Here is a 22459-nt window from a genome sequence, read left to right as displayed (position 1 = left end):
CACAGCAGGCGGTCAGACAGATGGACTTCCCGGCGGATCTTCCCGCGGACTTTCCAGCACCGGCACACCCGCACCCTCATCCGCACGGCGGATGGCCCGGCAACGAACTGGAGGAGGTGCTCTCGGCCTCCCTCGGCATGCCCTCGGCGGGCGGCCGGATCATCGAGGTGCTCGGCCGCAGCTTCGTCTGGATCCCCCTGCCGAACGGCGGCGGTCCGCACAGCGGCCCCCTCGACCTGCCCACCGTGGAGATCGGGGGCCAGGCCTTCGTCCCGGTGTTCAGCTCCGAGGAGCAGTTCCGCCAGGTCGTCGGCAGCCATCTGTCGTACACCATCGCCCCGGCGGTCGAGTTCGCCCGCGGCCTGCCCCCGCACGTGGGCATCGCGGTGAACCCCGACGGCGTGGTCGGCGTCCCCCTGCCGCCCGCCGCGGTCGCCGACCTCTGCCGCGTGGGCCGCACCCCGCTGGACGGCCCCAACACCGGCGGCCGGGTCAAGCTCTACGAGCCGGACTGGCAGGACGACCCGGTCGACTTCCTGGCAGCCGCGTCGGCCGAGTTCGCGGCCACGGGCGTGGTCCTCACGGCCCGCCGCTGCCTGGCCGCCATCGAAACGGCCGACCCGGTGATGTTCGTGGGCGTCGAACTGTCCCAGTGGGAGGGCGATCTGCGCACCCTTCCGATGGACGCCCTCGGCAGGGCCCTGGGGACGACTCCGGTTGCATGGCCGGTCAACCTGGTTCTGCTGGACGTGGCGGACGACCCGGTGGGCCACTGGATGCGCGAACAGGTGCGCCCCTTCTACACACAGGGCTGACGGCGCACGGATCCCGAGCTCGTGCGCGCTTAAGCTGGTTTCCTACTCGGGGCAACTTTCAAGAAGGGGCGATACAGGGTGAGCGCCACCACGACCGACCAGGTCGAGCACATGCTGCGCCAGGTGACCCCCGGGCGCTACGACGCCTACGAGGCACTGCTGCGCGCCCTGGCGACCCCGAACTCCGGCCAGATCTGGATGCTCCTGTGGCACGGCCAGGCCGGCTCCCCGGACGCCCAGTACGGAAACATGGAGGTCGACGGCTACGGCTACGCCCCCTGTGTGACCTCGGCCCAGGAGCTGAGCGCCAGCGGCTGGAACCGTTCGTACGAAGTGGTCGACGGCATCGACGTGGCCCGCACCCTCTACCCCGACCAGTACGGCCTCTGGCTCAACCCGCACGCCCCCGGCGGCGGTCTCGGCATCCCCTGGCTCGATCTGCGCCGCATCGCCACCGGCCTCGAGCGCCAGCCCGCGGGGCCGCTCAGGCTGTCGGAGCCCGGCATCGAGATCCCCCAGTTCTACGCGCTGCTCGTGCAGAACGCCCACCGCACCCCGGCGGTCCGCTCACTGCGCCGCGCCTGGGTGCAGCCGGCGCTCGGGGCGCCGTATCTCGCGATCGGCCTGGACGTGTACGACACCAGCCCCTCGGCCGTGGACTCGGTGCGCGCGATGATGCAGCAGTCCATCGGCGCCGTCCCGGACGGGCTCCCGGTGTCCACCGTGGCGATGTCCGACGACTACGACCCGGTGGCGCTGTGGATGCGCGCCGGTGCCCGTCCGTTCTACGACCGCGAGGCCCATGGATCCCCCGCTCAGGCCCCGGCGGCCGGGTACGGCTACCCGCCGGCCCGTGGTGGTTACTGAGAGCTACAACTACTTGTTCGACTCGTTTACGTAACAGCCACATTTCTTCGCGCGTAGATGGCGGCAGACCGTCACGAAGGTCACCTATTGCGCCGTTCTGTCCCAACTAGCATGCGTCCGAGGGGCGTTACCCGTTGTTCGGATAACGGAATCCCTCGTACTGCATCACGGTTACGCATACTTTCTTCGCCAGGCCTGGCGGGTGATCGCAGCGAAGCTGAAGACTCCCCAGGCAGACGCAGGATCAGACGTTCCCTGCGAGCTGAGCAAGTCGACAAAGCCGTAATCCACGGCAGGTGTAGGCCGGTCACCACCGGCGAGAGGGGTCGGGTCACTGTGACCGCACCGATCGAGACCACCGGGGCGCAGGCCGAGGCGCAGCCGGAGGCTGTCCTCGTCGGCGTCGACAAGGGGCAGATCGAGGGCCGTTCCCTGGGTCAGATCGCCTGGTCCCGCTTCAAGAAGGACAAGGTGGCGGTCGCCGGCGGCGTGATCGTCATCCTGCTGGTCCTGCTCGCGGTGCTCTCCCGGCCCATCCAGGCCATGTTCGGCCTGGACCCCAACGCCCTGCACCAGGATCTGATCGACCCCAACACCTCGCTGCCCAAGGGCGACTTCGGCGGCATGAGCTGGTCGCACCCGCTCGGTGTGGAGCCGAAGTTCGGCCGCGACATCGCCACCCGCATCCTCGAGGGCTCCTGGGTCTCTCTGGTCGTCGCCTTCGGCGCCACGATCCTGTCCAACACGATCGGCGCCGTGCTCGGCGTGGTCGCCGGCTACTACGGCGGACGGGTCGACACGATCATCAGCCGGCTGATGGACACCTTCCTGGCGTTCCCGCTGCTGCTGTTCGCCATCGCCATCTCGGCCACGCTCCAGGGCGGTGCGTTCGGGCTCGAGGGTCTGCCGCTGCACATCAGCGTGCTGATCTTCGTGATCGGCTTCTTCAACTGGCCCTACCTGGGCCGTATCGTGCGCGGCCAGACACTGGCCCTGCGCGAGCGGGAGTTCGTCGACGCCTCGCGCGGGATGGGGGCCAGGGGGCCCTACATCCTCTTCCGGGAGCTGCTGCCGAACCTCGTCGGCCCGATCATCGTCTACTCGACGCTGCTCATCCCGACCAACATCCTCTTCGAGGCGTCGCTGAGCTTCCTCGGCGTCGGCATCCAGCCTCCCCAGGCCTCCTGGGGCGGCATGCTCAACCAGGCCGTCGACTTCTACCAGGTCGACCCGCAGTTCATGATCGTGCCTGGTCTGGCCATCTTCGTGACCGTCCTGGCGTTCAACCTGCTCGGTGACGGTCTCCGAGACGCTCTCGACCCGCGCAGCCGCTGACCCGCGACCGCGGTGAGAGTCCACAAGATTTCCGACAATTGAAGGGGAAGCAGACCATCATGCGAAGGTCAGCGCTGGCCGCAGTGGCGGCCATCGGCAGTGCGAGCCTGTTGCTCTCGGCTTGCAGCAAGGCCGATGACAACGGTGGAGACGGGAACAAGTCGGCTGGGGCCAACGCAGCGACCAAGGGTGTCGTCAACGCCTCCACCCAGAAGGGTGGGACGGTCACGTACGAGTACTCCGACGTCCCGGACTCCTTCGACCCCGGCAACACGTACTACGCCTACATGTACAACCTCAGCCGGCTGTACGCCCGCCCGCTGATGACCTTCCAGCCCGGTCCGGGCGAGGAGGGCAACAAGCTGGTCCCGGACCTCGCCGAGAAGGCGGGCGAGCCGAGCGACGGCGGCAAGACCTGGACGTACAAGATCCGCTCCGGCCTGAAGTACCAGGACGGCACCGCGATCACCTCGAAGGACGTCAAGTACGCCGTCGAGCGCTCCAACTTCGCGCGTGACGTGCTCTCCCTCGGCCCGAACTACTTCCAGCAGTTCATGGAGGGCGGCAAGGCGTACAAGGGTCCCTACAAGGACAAGAGCGCCGAGGGCCTGAAGTCCATCGAGACGCCGGACGACACCACGATCGTCTTCAAGCTCAACCGTCCCTTCCAGGAGTTCGACTACCTGGTCGCGACGCCGCAGACGGCTCCGGTGCCGCAGTCCAAGGACACCGGCATCGACTACGTCAAGAGCATCGTGTCCTCGGGCTCGTACAAGTTCCAGAGCTACGACGAGGGCAAGCAGGCCGTCCTCGTCAAGAACGAGAACTGGGACCCGAAGACCGACCCGCTGCGCAAGCAGTACCCGGACAAGATCGTCGTCAAGCTGAAGGTCAACGCCGAGACGATCGACCAGGACGTCCAGGCCGGTGACGCGATCGACCTCGGCGGTACCGGTGTCCAGGCCGCGACCCAGGCGAAGGTCGTCAACGACGCGAGCCTGAAGGCCAACACGGACAACACCTACGGTGGCCGTCTGGTCTACATGGCGATCAACAACCAGGTCGCGCCGTTCGACAAGGTCGAGTGCCGCAAGGCCGTCGAGTACGCCGTCGACAAGGTCTCCGTGCAGACCGCCGAGGGCGGCCCGATCCGCGGTGACATCGCCACGACCGTCCTGCCTCCGGACATCACCGGCTACGCGAAGGCCGACGTCTACGCGACCACCGGCAACAAGGGTGACGTCGCCAAGGCCAAGGACCAGCTGAAGGCCTGCGGCAAGACGACGATCAACACCAACATCTCGGCGCGCAGCGACCGCCCGCAGGAGATCGACGCGGCCACCGCGATCATCGCCTCGCTGAAGAAGGTCGGCATCAACGCCAGCCTGAAGCAGTACCCGTCGGGCAAGTACTTCACCGACTACGCGGGTGTGCCGACGTTCGACAAGAAGCAGAACATCGGCCTGCACATGATGCAGTGGGGTGCCGACTGGAACTCCGGTTACGGCTTCCTCCAGCAGATCCTGCACGGTGACGCGATCGGCGCGTCCGGCAACACCAACCTCTCGTATCTGAACGACAAGCAGATCAACGAGATGCTGGAGAAGGCCATCGCCACCGAGGACGACACCGCGCGCAACGCCCTGTACGGGCAGATCGACAAGCGTGCGATGGACCTGGCGGCGCTCGTCCCGCTGACCTACTTCAAGGTCCTGCTGTACCGCCCGACGGGCTTCACCAACCTGGTGTCCACGTCGGCCTTCAGCGGTCAGTACGACTACCTCAACATCGGCACGACCAAGAAGTAGCCCCGGAAGGCAGGTGAAGGCATTGGTGCCCGTGGGCCTCGCGGCCCGCGGGCACCAGCGCCGGTCCCCGTGATCTCGTACATCCTCCGTCGGACGTTCGCGGCAGTGATCCTGCTGCTGGTCGTCACCGCGGTCACCTTCGCGATCTTCTTCCTGCTGCCGCGGATGGCCGGCCAGACCGCCGACCAGCTCGCGCAGCAGTACATCGGAAAGAGTCCGACGAAGGCCGACATCGCCGCAGTCAAGCAGAACCTCGGTCTGGACGAGCCCCTGTATGCCCAGTACTGGCACTTCATCAAGGGGATCGTGTCCGGCGCCACCTACAACCTGGGCCCCACGACGGCGCACTGTGACGCGCCGTGCTTCGGCTACTCCTTCAAGAACCACGTCGCGGTGTGGCCGCAGCTCACCTCGCGCCTTCCGGTGACCGTCTCGCTGGCCGCCGGTGCCGCCGTGATGTGGCTGGTGTCCGGCGTGGTGATCGGTGTGATCTCCGCGCTCAAGCCCCGCAGCTTCTTCGACCGCTCCTTCATGGGCGTCGCGCTCGCCGGTGTCTCGCTGCCCATGTTCTTCACGGGCAACCTGGCCCTGCTGCTCTTCACCTACCAGTGGCCGATCTTCGGACGGACCTATGTGCCGTTCACCGAGAACCCGGCCCAGTGGGCGAACACGCTCTTCCCGGCCTGGTGCTCGCTCGCCCTGCTGTACTCCGCCATCTACGCGCGGCTGACCCGCTCGGGCATGCTGGAGACGATGAACGAGGACTTCATCCGCACGGCCCGCGCCAAGGGCCTGCGGGAGCGCAACGTCGTCGCCCGGCACGGGCTGCGCGCCGCGCTGACCCCGATCATCACCGTCTTCGGCATGGACCTGGGCCTGCTGCTCGGCGGCGCCGTGATCACCGAGACGGTGTTCTCGCTGCCCGGCATCGGCCAGTACGCGGTGCAGGGCATCACCGACAACGACCTGCCCCCGATCCTCGGCGTCACCCTGCTCGCCGCCTTCTTCGTCGTGATCGCAAATCTCCTGGTGGACCTGTTGTACGCCGCCGCCGACCCGCGGGTGAGGCTCTCGTGACCGAACTCTCCAAGACCGGTGCCGCCCTGGGCGAGCCGGCTCCGGGGAACGCCCCCGACGCCTTCCTCGCGGTCCGCGACCTCAAGGTGCACTTCCCGACCGACGACGGCCTGGTCAAGTCCGTCGACGGGCTCAGCTTCCAGGTGGAGAAGGGCAAGACCCTCTGCATCGTGGGCGAGTCCGGTTCCGGCAAGTCCGTCACCTCGCTGGCGATCATGGGCCTGCACCGGCTCGGGGCACAGGGCAAGCACGTGCAGATGTCCGGCGAGATCTGGCTGGACGGCAAGGAGCTGGTCTCCGCCGACCCGGACGAGGTGCGCCGGCTGCGCGGTCGCGAGATGGCGATGATCTTCCAGGACCCGCTGTCCGCGATGCACCCGTACTACACGATCGGCAACCAGATCGTGGAGGCGTACCGCGTCCACCACGACGTCAGCAAGAAGATCGCTCGCAAGCGGGCGATAGAGATGCTCGACCGGGTCGGCATTCCCGAGCCGGCCAAGCGCGTGGACGGTTACCCGCACGAGTTCTCCGGCGGTATGCGCCAGCGCGCGATGATCGCCATGGCGCTTGTCAACAACCCCGAGCTGCTGATCGCGGACGAGCCGACGACCGCCCTCGACGTCACCGTCCAGGCGCAGATCCTCGACCTCATCCGGGACCTGCAGAAGGAGTTCGGCTCCGCGGTCGTCCTCATCACCCACGACCTGGGTGTGGTCGCCGAGATCGCCGACGACGTGCTGGTGATGTACGGCGGCCGGTGCGTGGAGCGGGGCAGCGTCGACGACGTCTTCGAGCGGCCGCAACACCCGTACACCTGGGGTCTGCTCGGCTCGATGCCGCGCATCGACCGGGAGACCTCCGAGCGGCTCATCCCCGTCAAGGGTCAGCCGCCGAGCCTCATCAACGTCCCCTCGGGCTGCGCCTTCCACCCCCGCTGCCCGTACGCGGACATCCCCAAGGGCGATGTCACCCGTACCGTGCGCCCGGAGCTCCAGCAGGTCGGCGGCGGGCACTACTCCGCGTGCCACCTCTCGCCGGAGGACCGCACGCGGATCTGGACCGAAGAGATTGCGCCGAAGCTGTGAGTGAGACGAAGAAGACGGACGCGGACGTGACGGCCGCCCCCGACGAGCGCGAGATACTTCTCAAGGTCGAGGGCCTCCAGAAGCACTTCCCGATCCGCAAGGGCGTCCTCCAGCGCCAGGTGGGTGCGGTCAAGGCGGTCGACGGCATCGACTTCGAGGTGCGCAAGGGCGAGACGCTCGGCGTGGTCGGCGAGTCGGGCTGCGGCAAGTCGACCATGGGCCGGGTCATCACCCGCCTCCAGGAGCCGACCGGCGGTTCGATCCACTTCGAGGGCCAGGACATCACGCGGCTGAACGCGGCCGGGATGCGTCCGCTGCGGCGGGACATCCAGATGATCTTCCAGGACCCGTACGGCTCCCTGAACCCCCGGCACACCATCGGCGGCATCGTCTCGGCGCCGTTCCGGCTCCAGGGCGTGGAGCCCGAGGGCGGGGTGAAGAAGGAGGTCCAGCGTCTGTTGGAGCTGGTGGGCCTCAGCCCCGAGCACTACAACCGCTACCCGCACGAGTTCTCGGGCGGCCAGCGCCAGCGCATCGGCATCGCGCGCGCACTGGCCCTGAAGCCCAAGCTGGTCGTGGCGGACGAGCCGGTCTCGGCCCTCGACGTGTCGATCCAGGCGCAGGTCGTGAACCTGATGGACGACCTCCAGGAGGAGCTCGGCCTCACGTACGTGATCATCGCGCACGACCTGTCCGTCGTACGGCATGTCTCGGACCGCATCGCGGTGATGTACCTCGGCAAGATCGTCGAACTCGCCGACCGCACCTCGCTGTACGAGGCGCCGATGCACCCGTACACCAAGGCCCTGATGTCGGCGGTCCCGGTGCCGGACCCGAAGCGCCGCGGCGCCAAGTCGGAGCGCATCCTGCTGCGCGGCGACGTCCCGTCCCCGATCTCCCCGCCCTCGGGCTGCCGCTTCCACACCAGGTGCTGGAAGGCCACGGAGATCTGCAGCACGACCGAGCCCCAGCTGATCGAGCTGCGTCCCGGCCAGCGCGTGGCCTGCCACCACCCGGAGAACTTCGCGGACCAGGCTCCCCAGGACACGGTTCTGTTGTCCGTGGCCAAGGAGGCGGCCGGGCTGGTCGCCGGGGAGGTCCTCGCGGAGTCGGCGGCGGTGGCGGCGGAGGCGGAGCCCGCCCAGGGGGGCGACGCCGAGGCTGCCGGGAAGACGGCGGACTCGGCGAAGAAGCCGGAGCCGGAGGCCGCGGCGGACGTCGAGGCCACGGCTGCGAAGACGGGCCCGGGTGCCAGAACCGCCCCCGCGGCACCGTTGCAGACCGGCGAGGCGACCACGGAACCGGAAGCCGACCGTCAGGACCCAACTGACAAGTAGCGCATGACGAGTTGGCAAAGTCATGCACATGCCCGAACGGGAGAGTGAAGAGTCGTCCGTGTCCGACTGATCGGTACACGCTCGAAAGGGACGGCTCATGAAACTCTCCCGTTCGGCACGCTTAGGAGCCACCGTCACGGCGGTGGCTTCCTTCTTTGTCATCGCCGCCGCCCCGGGCCCGAAACCCGGCGCCCCCGGCATCGGCGACCCCTACTTCCCGAACCTCGGCAACGGCGGCTTCGACGCCCGCCACTACACCCTCGACGTGGCGTACAACCCGGACACCGACCGTCTGGACGGCCGTACGACACTCACCGCCCGCGCCACCCGGAACCTCTCCTCCTTCGACCTGGACCTCCAGAAGCTCGAGGTCACGAGAGTCGAAGTGAACGGCAGACGCGCCCAGTTCACCCGCGACGGCGACGAGATCCGCATCAGCCCGCGCCAATCCCTGCGCAAGGGCCACGACTTCACGGTCGCCGTCACCTATGGCGGCGTCCCCGAACCCCTCAGCGGCCCCATCGTCTTCGGCTCCGACTACGGCTGGATGAAGACCCCCGACGGCGTGTTCGTCGCCTGTGAACCCAACGCCGCCTCGACGTGGTTCCCGTCCAGCGACCACCCCTCCGACAAGGCCACCTACGACATCCGCATCAGAACCCCCAAGGGCCTGACCGCGGTCTCCAACGGCCGGCTCGTGTCGACGTACGACAAGGGTGGTTCGACGTACACCCACTGGCGCGAGAAGAAGCCGATGGCGACCTACCTCGCGACCGCCACCATCGGGAAGTTCGACGTACGCACCGGGAAGACCCCCGGCGGCATCCCCATCTACACCGCCATCGACCCGGTGCTGCAGAACAGCAACAACGTCGACGTGTACGGCGTGACCGCCGAGGCCACCGACTACTGGTCGCAGGTCTTCGGGCCGTACCCCTTCGAGGAGACCGGCGCGATCGTCGACGACATGCCGCAGGCGGGGTTCTCGCTGGAGGTGCAGTCGAAGCCGGTGTACTCGGCGGTGCGCAACGAGACCACGATCGTGCACGAGCTCGCCCACCAGTGGTTCGGTGACTCGGTCTCCGTCGCGCACTGGAAGGACATCTGGCTCAACGAGGGCTTCGCCACCTACGCCCAGTGGCTGTGGGCCGAGCACAAGGGCACCCGCAGCGCCCACGACTCCTTCCTCGCCGGCTACGACGCCCGCCCCGCCGACAACCCGTTCTGGCAGATCACCGTCGGCGACCCGCAGCGCGACACGATGTTCGCGTCCGCGGTCTACCAGCGCGGCGCGATGACCCTCCAGGTGCTGCGCGAACGGATCGGCGACAAGGCGTTCTTCAAGCTGCTGCCGGCCTGGACCAAGCTCCACCGGTACGGCAACGCCGACACCGCCGACTTCATCCGGCTCGCGGAGAAGGTCAGCGGCCGGCAGCTCGACGACCTGTTCCGCACCTGGCTCTTCACGACGGGCAAACCTGCCCTGTAAAAGCCCCTGCGCAAGAATGCGGTGTGCTCCAGCAACTGTTCAGCCCCTCCGTCCAGCACACGCTCGACCTCGTCGGCATCTTCGTGTTCGCCATCTCCGGCGCGCTGCTGGCCGTCCGCAAGAACTTCGACGTCTTCGGCATGGCCGTCCTCGCCGAGGTCACCGCGCTGGGCGGAGGGCTGTTCCGGGACCTGATCATCGGCGCGGTACCGCCCGCCGCCTTCTCGGACCTGGGCTACTTCATCACCCCGCTGCTCGCCGCCCTCCTGGTCTTCTTCCTGCACCCGCACGTGGAGCGCATCCAGGCCGGCGTGAACGTCTTCGACGCGGCCGGCCTCGGCCTGTTCTGCGTCGCCGGCACGACGAAGGCCTACGAGTACGGGCTCGGCCTCACCCAGTCCGCCACCCTCGGCCTCGCCACCGCCGTCGGCGGCGGTGTCCTGCGGGACGTGCTCGCCAACGAGGTGCCCTCGCTGCTGCGGTGGGACCGCGACCTGTACGCGGTCCCGGCGATCGTCGGCGCCACCATGGCCGCCCTGTGCATCCGTTACGACGTGCTCTCCCCGTTCACCAGCGGGCTCGCGGCCCTCACGGCTTTCGTACTGCGCCTGCTCGCGATGCGGTTCCACTGGCGAGCTCCGCGGGCCTGGAACCGGCGCTCGACCGTGCGTGAGGAGTAGTGCCCGCCTTGCCGTGCAGCAGCCCCATCTCCTCGGTCAGCCACTGGAACGCCGGGACCACCTGCGGCCGCCACAACGCCATGTTGTGGCCGCCCGCGCTCTTCGGGACGTAGACGACGTGCACGGTGGTCGGCGCCTTCGCGATCTGTTCGAGACCGGTGGCCGCCTCGTAGCCGTCGCCCGGCTGGCCGGACTGGTAGAGCGCGATCGCGGGTGGGGTGCGGGCCTCGCGCAGCAGCAGGTAGGGGTTGTTGGCGCGGCGCAGGGCGGGCGTCTCGGCGGCCAGCGAATTGCGTTCGCCGATCGGGTCGTTGTAGCCCGACATGCTGACCGCGGCCCGGTAGCGGTCGGGGTGGGCGACGGCGAGCTTCGTCGCGCAGTGCCCGCCCGCCGAGTACCCGGCCACCGCCCAGCCCGCGGGACCGGTCTGGGCGCGGAAGTTGTCGGTGACCATCTTCGGCACGTCGACGCTGAGCCAGGTGTCGGCGTTCACCGTGCCCGTGATGTTGGCGCAGCCGGTGTCCACCCCGGCCAGCAGGTTCATGCGCGGGGCGACCAGGATGAAGGGCGCCACCCGGCCCTCCCGCATCAGCGGCCGCAGCTGGTTCACCGCGTGCAGTGACCCGAACCAGGCCTTCGCCGAGCCCGGATAGCCCGACAGCAGTTCCACCACGGGGAACTTGTGGTGCCGGTAGGCGGGTGTGCCGTACTGCGGCGGCAGCCAGACGTAGACCTCGGCGTCCACACCCGAGACCCGGCCCTTGAGCTGGGTCACCCGTACGCCGTGCATGCCGGGTCCGGTGGCCTTCGTGAAGTGCTGCTCCACCCTGGGCAACCGTTTCAGCGAGATGCCGCCGGTGCCGTCGGCGCCCAGGTTCGCGGCCTGCTGGACGTGGTTGCCGGTGCCGAGCAGGTCGGCCCAGTTGTCGTACAGGTTGTTCTGGTTGTTGACCACCGCGAAGACGAGGCCGACGGCCGTGCCCTGGGCGAACAGCACCATCAGTACGCGGGCGGCGGCGCGTGCGATCCGGGGGCCCCGCAGCCGCGACCACAGGGCGAGCGGCAGCACGAGGGCGACGACGGACAGCACGATCAGCGTGTAGAGGAACGCGGTCCCGGTGAGGCTCATGTCCCTGTAGAGGGGGATGCCGGGACAGGGGTTTACGGACGAGTACGGACACTTACCGAAGAATTGCCCGGGTCTCACCTGGACAGGCCTGTCGGTGACCTGAGAAAAGCTACCGCTTAGTAGTTAGTTGTTGTACCGTTCAGGCATGCCAGAAGCAGCCTCCGCCACGCGTGCCACCATCGGCGACAGCGAGTTCGACCGGGACACCGCGGTCACCCGCCGCGCACCCGGCGTCTACGACATCGACCTCTCCGCGGGCTGGACGATCATCAGCGCCGTCAACGGCGGCTACCTGCTGGCGGTCCTGGGCCGCGCCCTCGCGGACGCCCTGCCGCACGCCGACCCGTTCACGATCTCCGCGCACTACCTGACCGCGTCCCAGCCCGGACCCGCAGTGATCCGCACGGACGTGGTCCGCACCGGCCGCACCCTCTCCACCGGCCAGGCCGCGCTCTTCCAGTACGACGAGGCGGGCAAGGAGGTCGAGCGCATCCGCGTCCTCGCCTCCTACGGCGACCTCGACTCCCTCCCCGACGACGTCCGTACGACGGCGAAGCCGCCGGTGATCCCGCCGATGGACCAGTGCTTCGGCCCCGAGGACGGCCCTGCCCCCGTCGAGGGCAGCTCCGCCATCACCGACCGGCTGATGCTCAAGCTGGACCCCTCGACCCTGGGCTGGGCCCTCGGCGCCCCGTCCGGCAAGGGCGAGATGCGGTCCTGGTTCGGGCTCGCCGACGGCCGCGACGCCGACCCCTTCTCGCTGCTCCTCGCGGTGGACGCGCTCCCGCCCACCGCCTTCGAGATCGGCATCAACGGCTGGGTGCCCACGGTGGAGCTCACCGTCCACGTCCGCTGCCGCCCGGCACCGGGCCCGCTGCGCGTCTCCATCACCACCCGCAACCTCGCCGGCGGCTTCCTGGAGGAGGACGCGGAGGTCTGGGACAGCGCGGACCGGTTGGTGGCACAGTCGCGTCAGCTGGCCAGGGTCAGGCTGCCCTGACCCACCCAGGGGTGCGGCCACGGCGACGGGTCACGCGAGATCCTGTCCCGGTGAAGTCCGACCGTCTCCTGTCGATCCTGCTCCTGCTCCAGACCCGCGGCCGCGTCACCGCCTCCGAACTCGCCGCCCGGCTGGAGGTCTCCGTCCGCACCATCTACCGGGACATCGAGGCCCTCTCCACCTCAGGTGTCCCGGTCTACGCCGAGCGCGGGCGACACGGCGGCGTCGAACTCCTCGCCGGCTTCCGTACGGACGTCACCGGTCTGACCGCCGACGAGTCCCGCGCCCTGTTCATCCTGGCCGCCCAGGGCGCCCACGCGGCCCTCGGCCTGGACTCCGCCCTCGGCTCGGCGCTGCGCAAGGTGATGGCCGCGCTGCCCGCACCGCACCGCCCGGCCGCCGAGGCCACCTCACGCCGCATCCTGGTCGACGCCACCCGCTGGAAGGGCGGACCACAGCGGTCCGTGGATCTGGCGACCCTTCAGGACGCGGTCTTCGCCGACCGGCGGCTGCGGCTGCGCTACCGGCACAGCGGGGAGCGGGAGACCCGCACGTACACCGTCGACCCGTACGGTCTCGTCGCCAAGGCGGGCGTCTGGTACCTGGTCGCCGACCGGCGCGGCCTGCCCCGGCTGTTCCGGGCGGACCGGGTGCACTCCGCGGCTCTTCTGGACGATCCCGTGAAGCGCCGGCCCGGTGTCGAACTCGCCGACGCCTGGGAGGTGTTGCGCCGCCGGGTCGAGGAGCGCCCCGGCGGTATCGACGTCACCGTCCGGGTCCGCCGCGACCGACTCGACCTGTTTCTGCGGCTGATGGCCCCGTATCTCGCCGAACTCCCCGAGGACGGCGGCGAGAGCGGGTGGGTGACGGCCCGGCTGTCCCTCGGCGTGGTCGGCGAAGCCCGTCAACTCCTGCAGTTCTCCGACCGGGTGGAGGTGCTCTCGCCGCCCGAGGTGCGTGCGGAGGTGGCCCGCGCGGCCGCTTCTGTCACGGGCTTGTACCAGCGAGTAGGTGAGCGTTCCGCGCAGAACCCCAGCTCGGAGGAGCTGCTTTAGCCGCGCTTTGCCTGGCGCACAGGCGGGGGACAGGCCGGACTCAACGAAGCCTCAGGGGCCGTTGCGAGAGTTCCCGACCTCAGGACTTCCTCATTCTCCCTGGAGCTGTCTCTCATGAAGCGTGTGCGTCTTCTCCCCGCCGTGGCCCTGTTGGCGCTCTCGCCCCTCGCCCTGGTGGCCTGTGGCTCGGGCGACTCGTCGTCGACCTCGAAGAGCGGCAACTCGGGCGGGCAGCAGAACTGTCAGGCGCCCACCGGCAACGCGTCCGGAATGCCGAGCGGTGCCCCCTCGGGCGCCCCGACCCGCAACGCCACCGCACGGCCGTCGGGCGCGCCCAGCGGCATCCCCTCCGGGATGCCGAGCGGCGGTCCCGGCGGCGGTCAGGGCGGTCAGCGCGGCCCCGGCGGCATGGGCGGCTGCGGCGGCCCCGGTGGCGGCGCGGCCCCGAGCGGTGCGCCCAGCGGCGCGCCGAGTGCGGCGGCGACGAAGAGCTGACACCGACGTCGTACGACAGGGGCGGTGCTCCCGGCGAACGGGGGTGCCGCCCCTGTGCGTTGCCCGGGCGGGGTGCCGGTGGACAGGTCCTAGTCCAGCCAGTGTTCGCGGCCGATGCTGATCAGGCGCATCTGATGCTCCGCCACCTGGCAGACGCGCTCCCGCTCCTCCGGGGACGCCTCCAGGGCCTCCAGGAACAGTGAGGCCGTGATCAGCATCTGGTCGACGTACAGGTTGGCCAGCATGAGCAGGTCGTCCTCGCTCCAGCCTTCGGACACCGGGTCCTTGGCCAGCTCTTCCTTCACCTCCTGCCCGAACCGGGCGAGTTGGTCCCGGATGGCCTCCCGGACCGGCTGGACACCGCCATGTCGCTCCCGGGCGATAAAACGGACATGTGCGGGGTACGCGTCCACATGACCGGCGATCAACTCGATGGCACGCTTGATGCGTTGGGCGTGGTCGTCGGACGCGGACACCGTCGTCCGGATCATCGGGTGCAGGCTGCCCAGCGCCTCCTCGACCAGGGCCGCGCCGAGATCCGCGATGGAGCGGAAGTGCCGGTAGAAGGCGGTCGGGGCGACGCCGACGGCACGCGTGACCTCGCGCAGGCCGAGGCTGCTCAGGCTCTGCTCCTCCAGCAGGGCCAACGCCGCGTCCAGGAGTGCCTGTCGGGTCTTCTGCTTCTGTGCCTGCCGGATGCCGAGGGTGTGACTCATGTCATCCAGTTAACAACTGTTCTCCGTAATTGGAAAGCCGTGTGACACGCTAGACTCTGGAGTCAGTGAACAACTGTAACTACAACTGTTCACCCAAACGTAACGACAGTCATCTCGGAGGGGGATCCGTCCCATGCTGTTCCTCGTCGCCGCACTCATGCTGCTCGGCGTGGTCCTGGGCACCGTCGCCCACGCACCGCTCACCTTCACCGCCGTCACCGCCGTCGTGATCGCCGCCTGGCTGGGCATCTTCGCGCTCCGCGAGCGCCACGCCCGCCGCCGCACCTCGGCCCACTGACCCCCGCCCCACCGTCCCCAGGAGCACTGATCACCATGCAGCTCACCGCGCAGGCCACCTCCCGCACCGGCGCCCGCGATGCCGACGGCATGGCCGTGGCGTCCTTCGTCCTCGGCCTCCTCGGCCTCCTCGTCCTCAATGTCTTCCTCGGCCCCATCGCCATCGTCCTGGCCTCGGTGGCCCTGTGGCGCGGCACCGCCCGCCGCGGCCGTGCCTACCTGGGCCTCGGCCTCGGCGTGGCCGACCTGCTGGTCCTGGTGGCGTTCATGCAGTTCGACAGCACGGTGTCCTGGAACCTCTGAGGCCTTCGGCAGCGGCTGGTCCTGGCCTGAGGGTGCTCACCCGCGACCCGTAGAATCGGCGTCACCATGGCATACCTCGACCACGCCGCGACCACCCCGATGCTCCCCGAGGCGGTCGAGGCACTCACCGCGCATCTCGGCGCCACCGGCAACGCCTCTTCCCTCCACGCATCCGGCCGCAAGGCCCGCCGCACGGTCGAGGAATCCCGCGAGACCCTCGCGGAGGCGCTCGGCGCCCGGCCCAGCGAGATCGTCTTCACCTCCGGCGGCACGGAGGCCGACAACCTCGCCGTGAAGGGCCTGTACTGGTCCCGGCGCGACGCGGACCCCGCAAGGACGCGGGTGCTCGCGAGCCCCGTCGAACACCACGCCGTCCTCGACGCCGTCCACTGGCTCGGCGAACACGAGGGCGCCACCGTCGAGTACCTCCCCGTCGACACGTACGGCCGGGTCCACCCCGACGCCCTGCGCGCGGCGATCGCCCGCGACCCCGACGACGTCGCCCTGGCCACGGTCATGTGGGCCAACAACGAGATCGGCACGGTCCTGCCGGTCCGTGAACTCGCCGACGTCACCGCGGAGTTCGGTGTCCCGCTGCACGCCGACGCCGTCCAGGCCTTCGGCCAGGTCCCCGTCGACTTCGCCGCCTCCGGCCTCGCCGCGATGACGGTCTCCGGTCACAAGATCGGCGGCCCGTACGGCATCGGGGCCCTGGTCCTCGGCCGCGAGTGGACCCCCGTCCCCGTCCTGCACGGCGGCGGCCAGGAGCGCCACGTCCGCTCCGGCACCCTCGACGTCCCCGCCATCGCCTCCTTCGCGGTGGCCGGCCGCCTCGCCGCCGAACAGCGCGAGTGGTTCGAGCTCGAGATCGGCGCCCTGCGCGACGCCCTGGTCGAGGCGGTGCGTACGGCGGTCCCGGACGCGATCCTCGGCGGCGACCCGGCGCCCGGGGGTCGTCTCCCGGCCAACGCCCACTTCACCTTCCCCGGCTGCGAGGGCGACTCCCTGCTGCTGCTCCTGGACGCCCAGGGCATCGAGTGCTCCACCGGCTCCGCCTGCACCGCGGGCGTGGCCCAGCCCAGCCACGTCCTGCTGGCCACCGGCACCGAGCCCGACCTGGCCCGCGGCACCCTCCGCTTCTCCCTCGGCCACACCTCCACCGAGGCGGACATCGAGGCGGTCGCGAAGGCCATCGGCCCGGCGGTGGAACGGGCCCGCGCGGCGGGACTGACGTAGCGCCGCCGCAGCAGGACATCCTTTCTGTGGCTGTGGCTGTGGCTGTGGCTGTGGCTGTGGCTGTGGCTGTGGCTGTGGCTGTGGAGAGACCGTCCGTTCCGGTCAGCTCTCCGTGACCATGAGGGAGGCCATCATCCCCTCGTCCTCGTGCTGGAGCAGATGGCAGTGGAGCATGTACATGTACGTGTCGTCGGCGAAGTCGGTGAACTCCATCGCGATCACGATCTCGCCGCCGCCGACGACCTCGAACGTGTCGTACCAGCCGAGGTCGACGCCGGTCGGCTCCTTACCGTTGATCGAGACGAGCTGGTAGGGGACGTCGTGCAGATGGAACGAGTGCTCCAGCTGGCTGGCGTTGGTGACCGTCCATATCTCCTTCGCGCCCAGCGTGGTGCTGATCATGGTCATGCCGGCCGTGGTGAGCCCGGCAGAGCCGTTGATCTTCATGGTCGCGCCCGTGTTGCTGAGGGTGATGGTGCGCGCCGTGAAGTCGGAGGTGTCGTACCGCTCGATGGTGTTGAGCGAGCTCGGTAGGTCGTCCGGGGTGTCGGTGCCGCCCGCGGTGACGGTGAGGAAGTCGTACGTACCGGAGCCGCCGCGGATCCAGCCCGTCGTGATCACGGCCTGGAGCGTGACGTCCTCGCTGACGTCCATGACGAACTCGGCGCGGGCGCCGGCCACCAGACGGATGGTGGTCACCTCGGCCGCCTCCGTCAGATAGCCCTGGTCCGTGGCGATCTGGGTCAGCGTGCCGCCGTCGCTGCGCTGGAGGGTGATGATGTCCGACGGCGAGGCGTTGAGCGCGCGGAAGCGGTTGCGGGTCTTGGTGGCGGCGAAGGCGAGCGTGGTGTCGTCGACGTTCTCGCCGTTCACCAGCAGCGGGAAGCTGAGACCGGAGCTGAGATAGCCGCTCTGGTCGTACTTGATGTCGCCGGCGCCGTCCACGGCCAGGCACTGGAAGACGAGCGGGATGTCGTCGACGCCGTAGTCGCCGGGCAGTGCGGCGGACGTGTCGGAGTCGTCCTCGACGATGATCATCCCGGCCAGGCCGTGGGTGGCCTGCTTGGCCGTGGTGCCCAGGGCGTGCGGGTGGTACCAGAGGGTCTTGGCCTCGTCCAGGACCGTGAAGGTGGGGGACCAGGTCGTCCCGGCGGAGAAGGCGTTCTGCGGGCCGCCGTCCATTTTGGGCGGGACATGGGCGCCGTGGAAGTGGACGGTGGTGTCCTCGGTGAGGCTGTTGGTGATGTTCAGCAGCACGGTGTCGCCCTTGGTCCACTTCAAAGTGGGGCCGAGGAACGACTGGTTGTAACCCGCGGTGCTGCTGGTGACGCCGCTGAGCACCTCGGCGGTGCCGGTCTGTGCCGCCAGGGTGAAGGTGGTGGTGCCGTTGGTGGTGGTGCCCTCCAGCAGGTCCGGAATGGTGAGGGTGCCGTCCGTCGCGGCGGCCGCCTTGCTGCGGGTGCCCTCGGTCAGCAGGGAAAACGCGGCGCCTGCCGCCCCCACGGCCCCGAGGCCCACCCCGGCCATCCCACCGAGGAACTTCCGCCGGTGCAGACCCTTCTTGTGGCCTCGGCTCTCCTTGGAGTGCTCGGGCTTGGCCCCCAGGCCGTCTGTGGTGTGTGTCATGGCCGGGGAGCCTCGACCCAAGGGCTGTGTGAGGACTGAGGTGAAGCTAGGTGCGAGCCCGGGAAGCTGTGAGGGCGGGTCCCGGGTCAACTCCCTTGAAGAAAAGCCAAGTTGCCGACCCGCAGGTCATGATTGGGATGTGGGACATGTCGGGCGTGCGGTCTCGGCCGAATGTTCATACCCAAGCGGGATGTTCGTAGCTACGGGATGTTCGTAGCTACGCGGAGGCACTCGGCACCTTCCGCACCAGCCGCATGTACCGCTCCCAGTCCCAGTGCGCGCCCGGGTCGGTGTGATCCGTGCCCGGCACCTCCACATGGCCGATGATGTGCTCGCGGTCGACGGGTATGGCGTACCGCGCGCATATCCCGGCCGTCAGCCGCGCCGAGGCCGCGTACATCTCGTCCGTGAAGTCCTCGGGCCGGTCGACGAATCCCTCGTGCTCGATGCCCACACTGCGTTCGTTGTAGGCGCGGTTGCCCGCGTGATACGCCACGTCCAGCTCGCGGATCATCTGCGTGATGTGCCCGTCCTTGCGGACGATGTAGTGCGCCGCCGCGCCGTGCCCCGGGTCCTGGAACACCTTCACCGCGCCGGCGAAGCTGCCCTGGGTGACATGGATGACCACCATGTCTATGCCGTAGTCGTCGGGCCGGTCCGCCCGCCGCCAGTTCGCGTCGGAGGCCGCCACCCACTGCGCGCCGCGGAAGTCGACCGCGCCTTCGACACGCGGTTTCTCCACACCCGGCGTCCGCCACCACAGCCGCGCCAACTCGTCGCGGGCCAGCACCGCCGAGCCCACGGCCGCCGCCGTCCCGCCGATGAGCAGGGCCCGCCGCCCGATGCGCCGGTCGCCGTCCGCGGATGCCTGTTTCTCCCCCATGCGATCGTCAACGGATACTCGTGAGCTTCGGTTCCCGCGCCCCCGTACCCTGGAGGGGTTATGACTGACACCACGCCGCGCCCTCTTCGTGTACTCGCCGCCATGTCCGGAGGAGTCGACTCCGCCGTCGCCGCCGCCCGCGCCGCCGAAGCCGGCCATGATGTGACCGGCGTCCACCTAGCGCTCTCCGCGAACCCTCAATCCTTCCGCACGGGCGCGCGTGGCTGTTGCACCATCGAGGACTCACGCGACGCCCGCCGCGCCGCCGACGTCATCGGCATCCCGTTCTACGTCTGGGACCTCGCCGACCGCTTCCGCGAGGACGTCGTCGAGGACTTCGTCGCCGAGTACGAGGCCGGCCGCACCCCCAACCCCTGCCTGCGGTGCAACGAGAAGATCAAGTTCGCCGCCCTGCTCGACAAGGCGCTCGCGCTGGGCTTCGACGCGGTGTGCACGGGCCACTACGCGAAGGTCGTCACGCTCACGGACGGCTCCCGCGAGCTGCACCGCGCCTCCGACATGGCGAAGGACCAGTCGTACGTCCTCGGTGTCCTGGACGAGAAGCAACTGGCGCACGCCCTGTTCCCGCTCGGCGACACGGTCACCACCAAGGACGAGATCCGTGCCGAGGCCGAGCGGCGGGGTCTGGCGGTCGCCAAGAAGCCCGACTCGCACGACATCTGCTTCATCGCCGACGGCGACACCCAGGGTTTCCTCGCCTCGCGCCTCGGCAGGGCGGAGGGCGACATCGTCGATGAGTCGGGCGCGAAGATCGGCTCCCACGAGGGTGCGTACGGCTTCACCATCGGCCAGCGCAAGGGCCTCAGGATCGGCACCCCGGCCGCCGACGGCAAGCCGCGCTATGTCCTCGACATCTCACCGGTGAACAACACGGTGACGGTCGGCCCGGCCGCCGCGCTGGACGTGAACGCCCTGACCGCGATCAAGCCCCGCTGGTGCGGCGCGTCCCCGACGGGCCCCGGCACCTACACGGCCCAGCTCCGAGCCCACGGCGGCGAGACCGAGGTCACCGCGGAGCTGGTGGACAGCACCCTGGAGGTCTCCTTCGCCGAGCCCGTGCGCGGGGTGGCCCCCGGCCAGGCGATCGTGCTGTACGACGGCACGCGCGTGGTGGGTTCGGCGACGATCGCGACCACGGTGCGGGTGACGGCGGGCGTGGCCTGAGGCCTCCGTCGGCCACTGACACGGCCCACGGCCGCCCCCACCCGCCGACCTGCGGGCACGCGCGCGTGCCCGCAGGTCGGCGGGTGGGGGCGGCCGTGGGCGTGATCGTCACGGGCCCGCGCGTACGGGCATGTTCCGCCCCCCCTCGCTCGCGACCACGGTGCGGGTGACGGCGGGCGTGGTCCGAGACCCGCGTCGGCCACTGCCAGGCTCACGGCCGCTCCTGCGGGGCCGCCCGCGGGCGCGGTCGCCACACCCGCGTACACCCCTCGCTTGCCCGGTGGTCAGCCCGCGAAGAACTCCGCCAGGACCGGTCCGAGGGCCGTCGGGTCCACCATGTGGGTCTGGCCCTCCAGGACGCGGTACGAGCCCTGCGGCGCCGCCTCCGCGACCGCCCTGGTGCCCTCGCGCATCCACGCGGGGCTCGCGCCGCCCGCGACCGCCAGCAACGGGACCGTGATCGAGGCCAGCCGGTCCCGGGGGACCAGACCGCCGGCCATGACCGAGTTGTCGTAGGCGAGCGTCGGGGCGACCGCCTCCATGCCGGGCCACATGGGGGACTGGCGGGCGCCCTGGATCATCCCCTCGCCCATGCCGGTGAGCCGCAGGAAGTGCTCCACCGCGTCCCCGCGCCGGCCCTCGGCGAGCGCTGCCGTCAGCTTCTCGGTGTACTCGGCGTTCCGCTCCGCGCCGCCGTCCAGGAAGTCGGCGTACGGCGTCTCGTACACGGCGACCCGGCGCACCGGCAGTCCGCTCGCCGCGGCCTCCAGGACCAGCGCGCCGCCTGACGAGACGCCGCACAGGGACGCCTCGCCGCCCGCCGCCTCGATGAGCGCGGCGAGGTCCTCGACCTCACGGGCGACCGCGTAGGGGGCCGTGTCGCCGCTCGCACCGCGGCCCCGGCGGTCGTACACGAGCACGTCGAACCGCTCGGACAGCGGCACGGCCAGGGGTGCGACCGTGCCGCCGGTGGACATCGCGCCGCTGACGAGGATGACGGCCGGGCCGTGTCCGGTGCGTTCGTACGCGATCGGCGTGCCGTCGCGCGAGAGGGTCTTCTTGTCCATGCCTGTGGAGACTGCCGCACCGCACGGAAATCATCGGTCAGGACACGTCGACCTCGTAGAAACAGAGGTGGTCCTTGATCTCGGCGACGGCGGGCTTCGGCTCGGGATAGGACCACACCAGGTCGGGCGCGTCCGGCAGGGACCAATAGGACGCGGTGCCCTTGAAGGGACAGTAGGTGTGGGTGTCGGAGGGGGTCAGCAGGTCGAGTCGTACGTCCTCGGCGGGGAGGTAGTACCGCACGGGAGAGCCCGTCTCGCGCAGCACGAGGGGCCGTTCGCTCTCCGCGAGGACCTGGTCGCCGTGCACCACGCGCACGTGCTGGTCGGCTTGCTCGATGGTGATCGTGTGTCCTTCGGCCATACCGGGAAAGCGCTCGCGGGCCCCCGGTTCTTCCCGCGTACGGTGACCTCATGCGAATCTGCGTCTTCCTCTCCGCCGCCGACCTCGACGACCGCTACACGCGCCCCGCGGGGGAGTTCGCGAAGCTGCTGGGCAAGGGCGGCCACACGCTCGTGTGGGGCGGCTCGGACGTGGGCCTCATGAAGGTCGTCGCCGACGGGGTGCAGGAGGCGGGCGGAGGGCTCGTCGGGGTCTCCGTGGAGTTCCTGGCCGCCAAGGTCCGCCCGGGCGTCGACGAGATGGTGATCACGAAGGACCTCGCCGAACGGAAGAAACTGCTCCTGGAGAGGGCCGACGCCGTGGTGATCATGGTGGGCGGCACGGGCACGCTCGACGAGGCGACGGAGATCCTGGAGCTGAAGAAGCACGGGCACACCGAGAAGCCGGTGGTGCTGCTGAACACGGCGGGCTTCTACGACGGGTTGAAGGAGCAGTTCCGCCGCATGGAGGACGAGGGCTTCCTGCCTCGCCCGCTCACGGACCTGGTGTTCTTCGCGGAGGAGCCGGTGGGGGCGCTGGCGTACCTGGAGGAGTCGCTCGGTACCCGCTGACGCCGTGATGCGAGCATGGC

General features: G+C 69.6%; 23 protein-coding genes. 17 read left to right on the top strand and 6 right to left on the bottom strand.

The window, feature by feature from the left end:
* Nucleotides 1-20: 20 nt before the first annotated feature.
* From OG841_RS14970 to OG841_RS14930, 9 genes are all read left to right on the top strand, one after another.
* Nucleotides 21-815: an enhanced serine sensitivity protein SseB gene (locus tag OG841_RS14970; RefSeq protein ID WP_328641020.1), complete on the top strand. Its 795-nt coding sequence runs from the start codon at nt 21-23 to the stop codon at nt 813-815.
* Nucleotides 816-926: 111 nt separating this feature from the next.
* Entirely contained in the window at nt 927-1682 is a 756-nt protein-coding gene (locus tag OG841_RS14965) for an enhanced serine sensitivity protein SseB C-terminal domain-containing protein (RefSeq protein ID WP_328643666.1), read from the top strand.
* Between the two features lie 336 nt (nt 1683-2018).
* Complete coding sequence (locus OG841_RS14960) at nt 2019-3017, top strand: ABC transporter permease (protein WP_328641021.1); 999 nt, start codon at nt 2019-2021, stop codon at nt 3015-3017.
* Nucleotides 3018-3076: 59 nt separating this feature from the next.
* Nucleotides 3077-4825 (top strand): ABC transporter substrate-binding protein, encoded by a 1749-nt coding sequence (locus tag OG841_RS14955; protein WP_328641022.1) that lies wholly within the window; start codon nt 3077-3079, stop codon nt 4823-4825.
* A 69-nt stretch (nt 4826-4894) separates the two neighbouring features.
* The gene (locus OG841_RS14950) at nt 4895-5902 is read left to right on the top strand and encodes an ABC transporter permease (RefSeq protein ID WP_328641023.1); all 1008 of its coding nucleotides are present in this window, start codon (nt 4895-4897) and stop codon (nt 5900-5902) included.
* The gene (locus OG841_RS14945; RefSeq protein ID WP_371565648.1) at nt 5899-6990 is read left to right on the top strand and encodes an ABC transporter ATP-binding protein; all 1092 of its coding nucleotides are present in this window, start codon (nt 5899-5901) and stop codon (nt 6988-6990) included. Before OG841_RS14950 ends, OG841_RS14945 begins: the two co-directional genes overlap by 4 nt.
* Complete coding sequence (locus tag OG841_RS14940) at nt 6987-8327, top strand: ABC transporter ATP-binding protein (RefSeq protein WP_371565646.1); 1341 nt, start codon at nt 6987-6989, stop codon at nt 8325-8327. The genes OG841_RS14945 and OG841_RS14940 overlap by 4 nt, the downstream gene beginning before the upstream one ends.
* Nucleotides 8328-8424: 97 nt before the next feature.
* Nucleotides 8425-9816: a M1 family metallopeptidase gene (locus tag OG841_RS14935; RefSeq protein ID WP_328641026.1), complete on the top strand. Its 1392-nt coding sequence runs from the start codon at nt 8425-8427 to the stop codon at nt 9814-9816.
* Nucleotides 9817-9839: 23 nt separating this feature from the next.
* Entirely contained in the window at nt 9840-10496 is a 657-nt protein-coding gene (locus OG841_RS14930; RefSeq protein WP_328641027.1) for a trimeric intracellular cation channel family protein, read from the top strand.
* Here OG841_RS14930 and OG841_RS14925 read toward each other — a convergent pair.
* Nucleotides 10405-11625, bottom strand: coding sequence for an alpha/beta hydrolase (locus tag OG841_RS14925; RefSeq protein ID WP_328641028.1), 1221 nt, complete (start codon nt 11623-11625; stop codon nt 10405-10407). The two genes, OG841_RS14930 and OG841_RS14925, sit on opposite strands and share 92 nt — an antisense overlap.
* 145 nt (nt 11626-11770) lie before the next feature.
* Here OG841_RS14925 and OG841_RS14920 point away from each other — a divergent pair, with 145 nt between their 5' ends.
* From OG841_RS14920 to OG841_RS14910, 3 genes are all read left to right on the top strand, one after another.
* Complete coding sequence (locus OG841_RS14920) at nt 11771-12625, top strand: thioesterase family protein (RefSeq protein WP_365122520.1); 855 nt, start codon at nt 11771-11773, stop codon at nt 12623-12625.
* Between the two features lie 50 nt (nt 12626-12675).
* Nucleotides 12676-13680 (top strand): helix-turn-helix transcriptional regulator, encoded by a 1005-nt coding sequence (locus OG841_RS14915; protein WP_328641030.1) that lies wholly within the window; start codon nt 12676-12678, stop codon nt 13678-13680.
* Between the two features lie 114 nt (nt 13681-13794).
* Nucleotides 13795-14175, top strand: a complete 381-nt coding sequence (locus tag OG841_RS14910; protein WP_371565642.1) for a hypothetical protein — start codon at nt 13795-13797, stop codon at nt 14173-14175.
* A gap of 89 nt (nt 14176-14264) precedes the next feature.
* Here OG841_RS14910 and OG841_RS14905 read toward each other — a convergent pair whose 3' ends face one another.
* Entirely contained in the window at nt 14265-14891 is a 627-nt protein-coding gene (locus OG841_RS14905) for a TetR family transcriptional regulator (RefSeq protein ID WP_328641032.1), read from the bottom strand.
* A 133-nt stretch (nt 14892-15024) separates the two neighbouring features.
* Here OG841_RS14905 and OG841_RS14900 point away from each other — a divergent pair, with 133 nt between their 5' ends.
* From OG841_RS14900 to OG841_RS14890, 3 genes are all read left to right on the top strand, one after another.
* Nucleotides 15025-15189, top strand: a complete 165-nt coding sequence (locus OG841_RS14900; protein ID WP_328641033.1) for a hypothetical protein — start codon at nt 15025-15027, stop codon at nt 15187-15189.
* 35 nt (nt 15190-15224) lie between these two features.
* Entirely contained in the window at nt 15225-15491 is a 267-nt protein-coding gene (locus OG841_RS14895) for a DUF4190 domain-containing protein (protein WP_328641034.1), read from the top strand.
* Nucleotides 15492-15557: 66 nt separating this feature from the next.
* Nucleotides 15558-16727, top strand: a complete 1170-nt coding sequence (locus tag OG841_RS14890) for a cysteine desulfurase family protein (RefSeq protein WP_371565639.1) — start codon at nt 15558-15560, stop codon at nt 16725-16727.
* Nucleotides 16728-16829: 102 nt separating this feature from the next.
* Here OG841_RS14890 and OG841_RS14885 read toward each other — a convergent pair whose 3' ends face one another.
* Together OG841_RS14885 and OG841_RS14880 are read right to left on the bottom strand one after the other, a co-directional pair.
* Nucleotides 16830-18353: a multicopper oxidase family protein gene (locus OG841_RS14885; RefSeq protein ID WP_371565637.1), complete on the bottom strand. Its 1524-nt coding sequence runs from the start codon at nt 18351-18353 to the stop codon at nt 16830-16832.
* Nucleotides 18354-18570: 217 nt separating this feature from the next.
* Nucleotides 18571-19236 carry an N-acetylmuramoyl-L-alanine amidase gene (locus OG841_RS14880; protein ID WP_371565635.1) on the bottom strand — a complete coding sequence of 222 codons (666 nt, stop codon included), beginning with the start codon at nt 19234-19236 and terminating at the stop codon, nt 18571-18573.
* Between the two features lie 60 nt (nt 19237-19296).
* Between OG841_RS14880 and mnmA the strand changes: the two genes are divergently transcribed.
* A complete protein-coding gene (gene mnmA, locus OG841_RS14875; RefSeq protein ID WP_328641038.1) occupies nt 19297-20421 on the top strand; it encodes a tRNA 2-thiouridine(34) synthase MnmA in 1125 nt (374 codons plus the stop codon).
* Between the two features lie 284 nt (nt 20422-20705).
* Here the strand turns inward: mnmA and OG841_RS14870 are convergent, their stop codons facing one another.
* The gene (locus OG841_RS14870; protein WP_371565632.1) at nt 20706-21488 is read right to left on the bottom strand and encodes an alpha/beta fold hydrolase; all 783 of its coding nucleotides are present in this window, start codon (nt 21486-21488) and stop codon (nt 20706-20708) included.
* 37 nt (nt 21489-21525) lie between these two features.
* A complete protein-coding gene (locus OG841_RS14865) occupies nt 21526-21849 on the bottom strand; it encodes a DUF427 domain-containing protein (protein WP_057616345.1) in 324 nt (107 codons plus the stop codon).
* 50 nt (nt 21850-21899) lie between these two features.
* Between OG841_RS14865 and OG841_RS14860 the strand changes: the two genes are divergently transcribed.
* The gene (locus OG841_RS14860; RefSeq protein ID WP_328641040.1) at nt 21900-22439 is read left to right on the top strand and encodes a TIGR00730 family Rossman fold protein; all 540 of its coding nucleotides are present in this window, start codon (nt 21900-21902) and stop codon (nt 22437-22439) included.
* Nucleotides 22440-22459: the final 20 nt, after the last annotated feature.

The sequence above is a fragment of the Streptomyces canus genome, assembly GCF_041435015.1.
GTDB lineage: Bacteria > Actinomycetota > Actinomycetes > Streptomycetales > Streptomycetaceae > Streptomyces > Streptomyces canus_G.
This window is presented reverse-complemented; position numbering and strand designations above follow the sequence as displayed.

Bases quoted from the DNA above. Each gene is read 5' to 3' on its own strand.
- OG841_RS14955 (WP_328641022.1), top strand. From the start codon at position 3,077: ATGCGAAGGTCAGCGCTGGCCGCAGTGGCGGCCATCGGCAGTGCGAGC.
- OG841_RS14920 (WP_365122520.1), top strand. From the start codon at position 11,771: ATGCCAGAAGCAGCCTCCGCCACGCGTGCCACCATCGGCGACAGCGAG.
- OG841_RS14905 (WP_328641032.1), bottom strand. From the start codon at position 14,891: ATGAGTCACACCCTCGGCATCCGGCAGGCACAGAAGCAGAAGACCCGA.
- OG841_RS14935 (WP_328641026.1), top strand. From the start codon at position 8,425: ATGAAACTCTCCCGTTCGGCACGCTTAGGAGCCACCGTCACGGCGGTG.
- OG841_RS14970 (WP_328641020.1), top strand. From the start codon at position 21: ATGGACTTCCCGGCGGATCTTCCCGCGGACTTTCCAGCACCGGCACAC.
- mnmA (WP_328641038.1), top strand. From the start codon at position 19,297: ATGACTGACACCACGCCGCGCCCTCTTCGTGTACTCGCCGCCATGTCC.
- OG841_RS14895 (WP_328641034.1), top strand. From the start codon at position 15,225: ATGCAGCTCACCGCGCAGGCCACCTCCCGCACCGGCGCCCGCGATGCC.
- OG841_RS14865 (WP_057616345.1), bottom strand. From the start codon at position 21,849: ATGGCCGAAGGACACACGATCACCATCGAGCAAGCCGACCAGCACGTG.
- OG841_RS14900 (WP_328641033.1), top strand. From the start codon at position 15,025: ATGCTGTTCCTCGTCGCCGCACTCATGCTGCTCGGCGTGGTCCTGGGC.
- OG841_RS14880 (WP_371565635.1), bottom strand. From the start codon at position 19,236: ATGGGGGAGAAACAGGCATCCGCGGACGGCGACCGGCGCATCGGGCGG.
- OG841_RS14890 (WP_371565639.1), top strand. From the start codon at position 15,558: ATGGCATACCTCGACCACGCCGCGACCACCCCGATGCTCCCCGAGGCG.
- OG841_RS14885 (WP_371565637.1), bottom strand. From the start codon at position 18,353: ATGACACACACCACAGACGGCCTGGGGGCCAAGCCCGAGCACTCCAAG.
- OG841_RS14860 (WP_328641040.1), top strand. From the start codon at position 21,900: ATGCGAATCTGCGTCTTCCTCTCCGCCGCCGACCTCGACGACCGCTAC.
- OG841_RS14870 (WP_371565632.1), bottom strand. From the start codon at position 21,488: ATGGACAAGAAGACCCTCTCGCGCGACGGCACGCCGATCGCGTACGAA.
- OG841_RS14925 (WP_328641028.1), bottom strand. From the start codon at position 11,625: ATGAGCCTCACCGGGACCGCGTTCCTCTACACGCTGATCGTGCTGTCC.
- OG841_RS14965 (WP_328643666.1), top strand. From the start codon at position 927: ATGCTGCGCCAGGTGACCCCCGGGCGCTACGACGCCTACGAGGCACTG.
- OG841_RS14910 (WP_371565642.1), top strand. From the start codon at position 13,795: ATGAAGCGTGTGCGTCTTCTCCCCGCCGTGGCCCTGTTGGCGCTCTCG.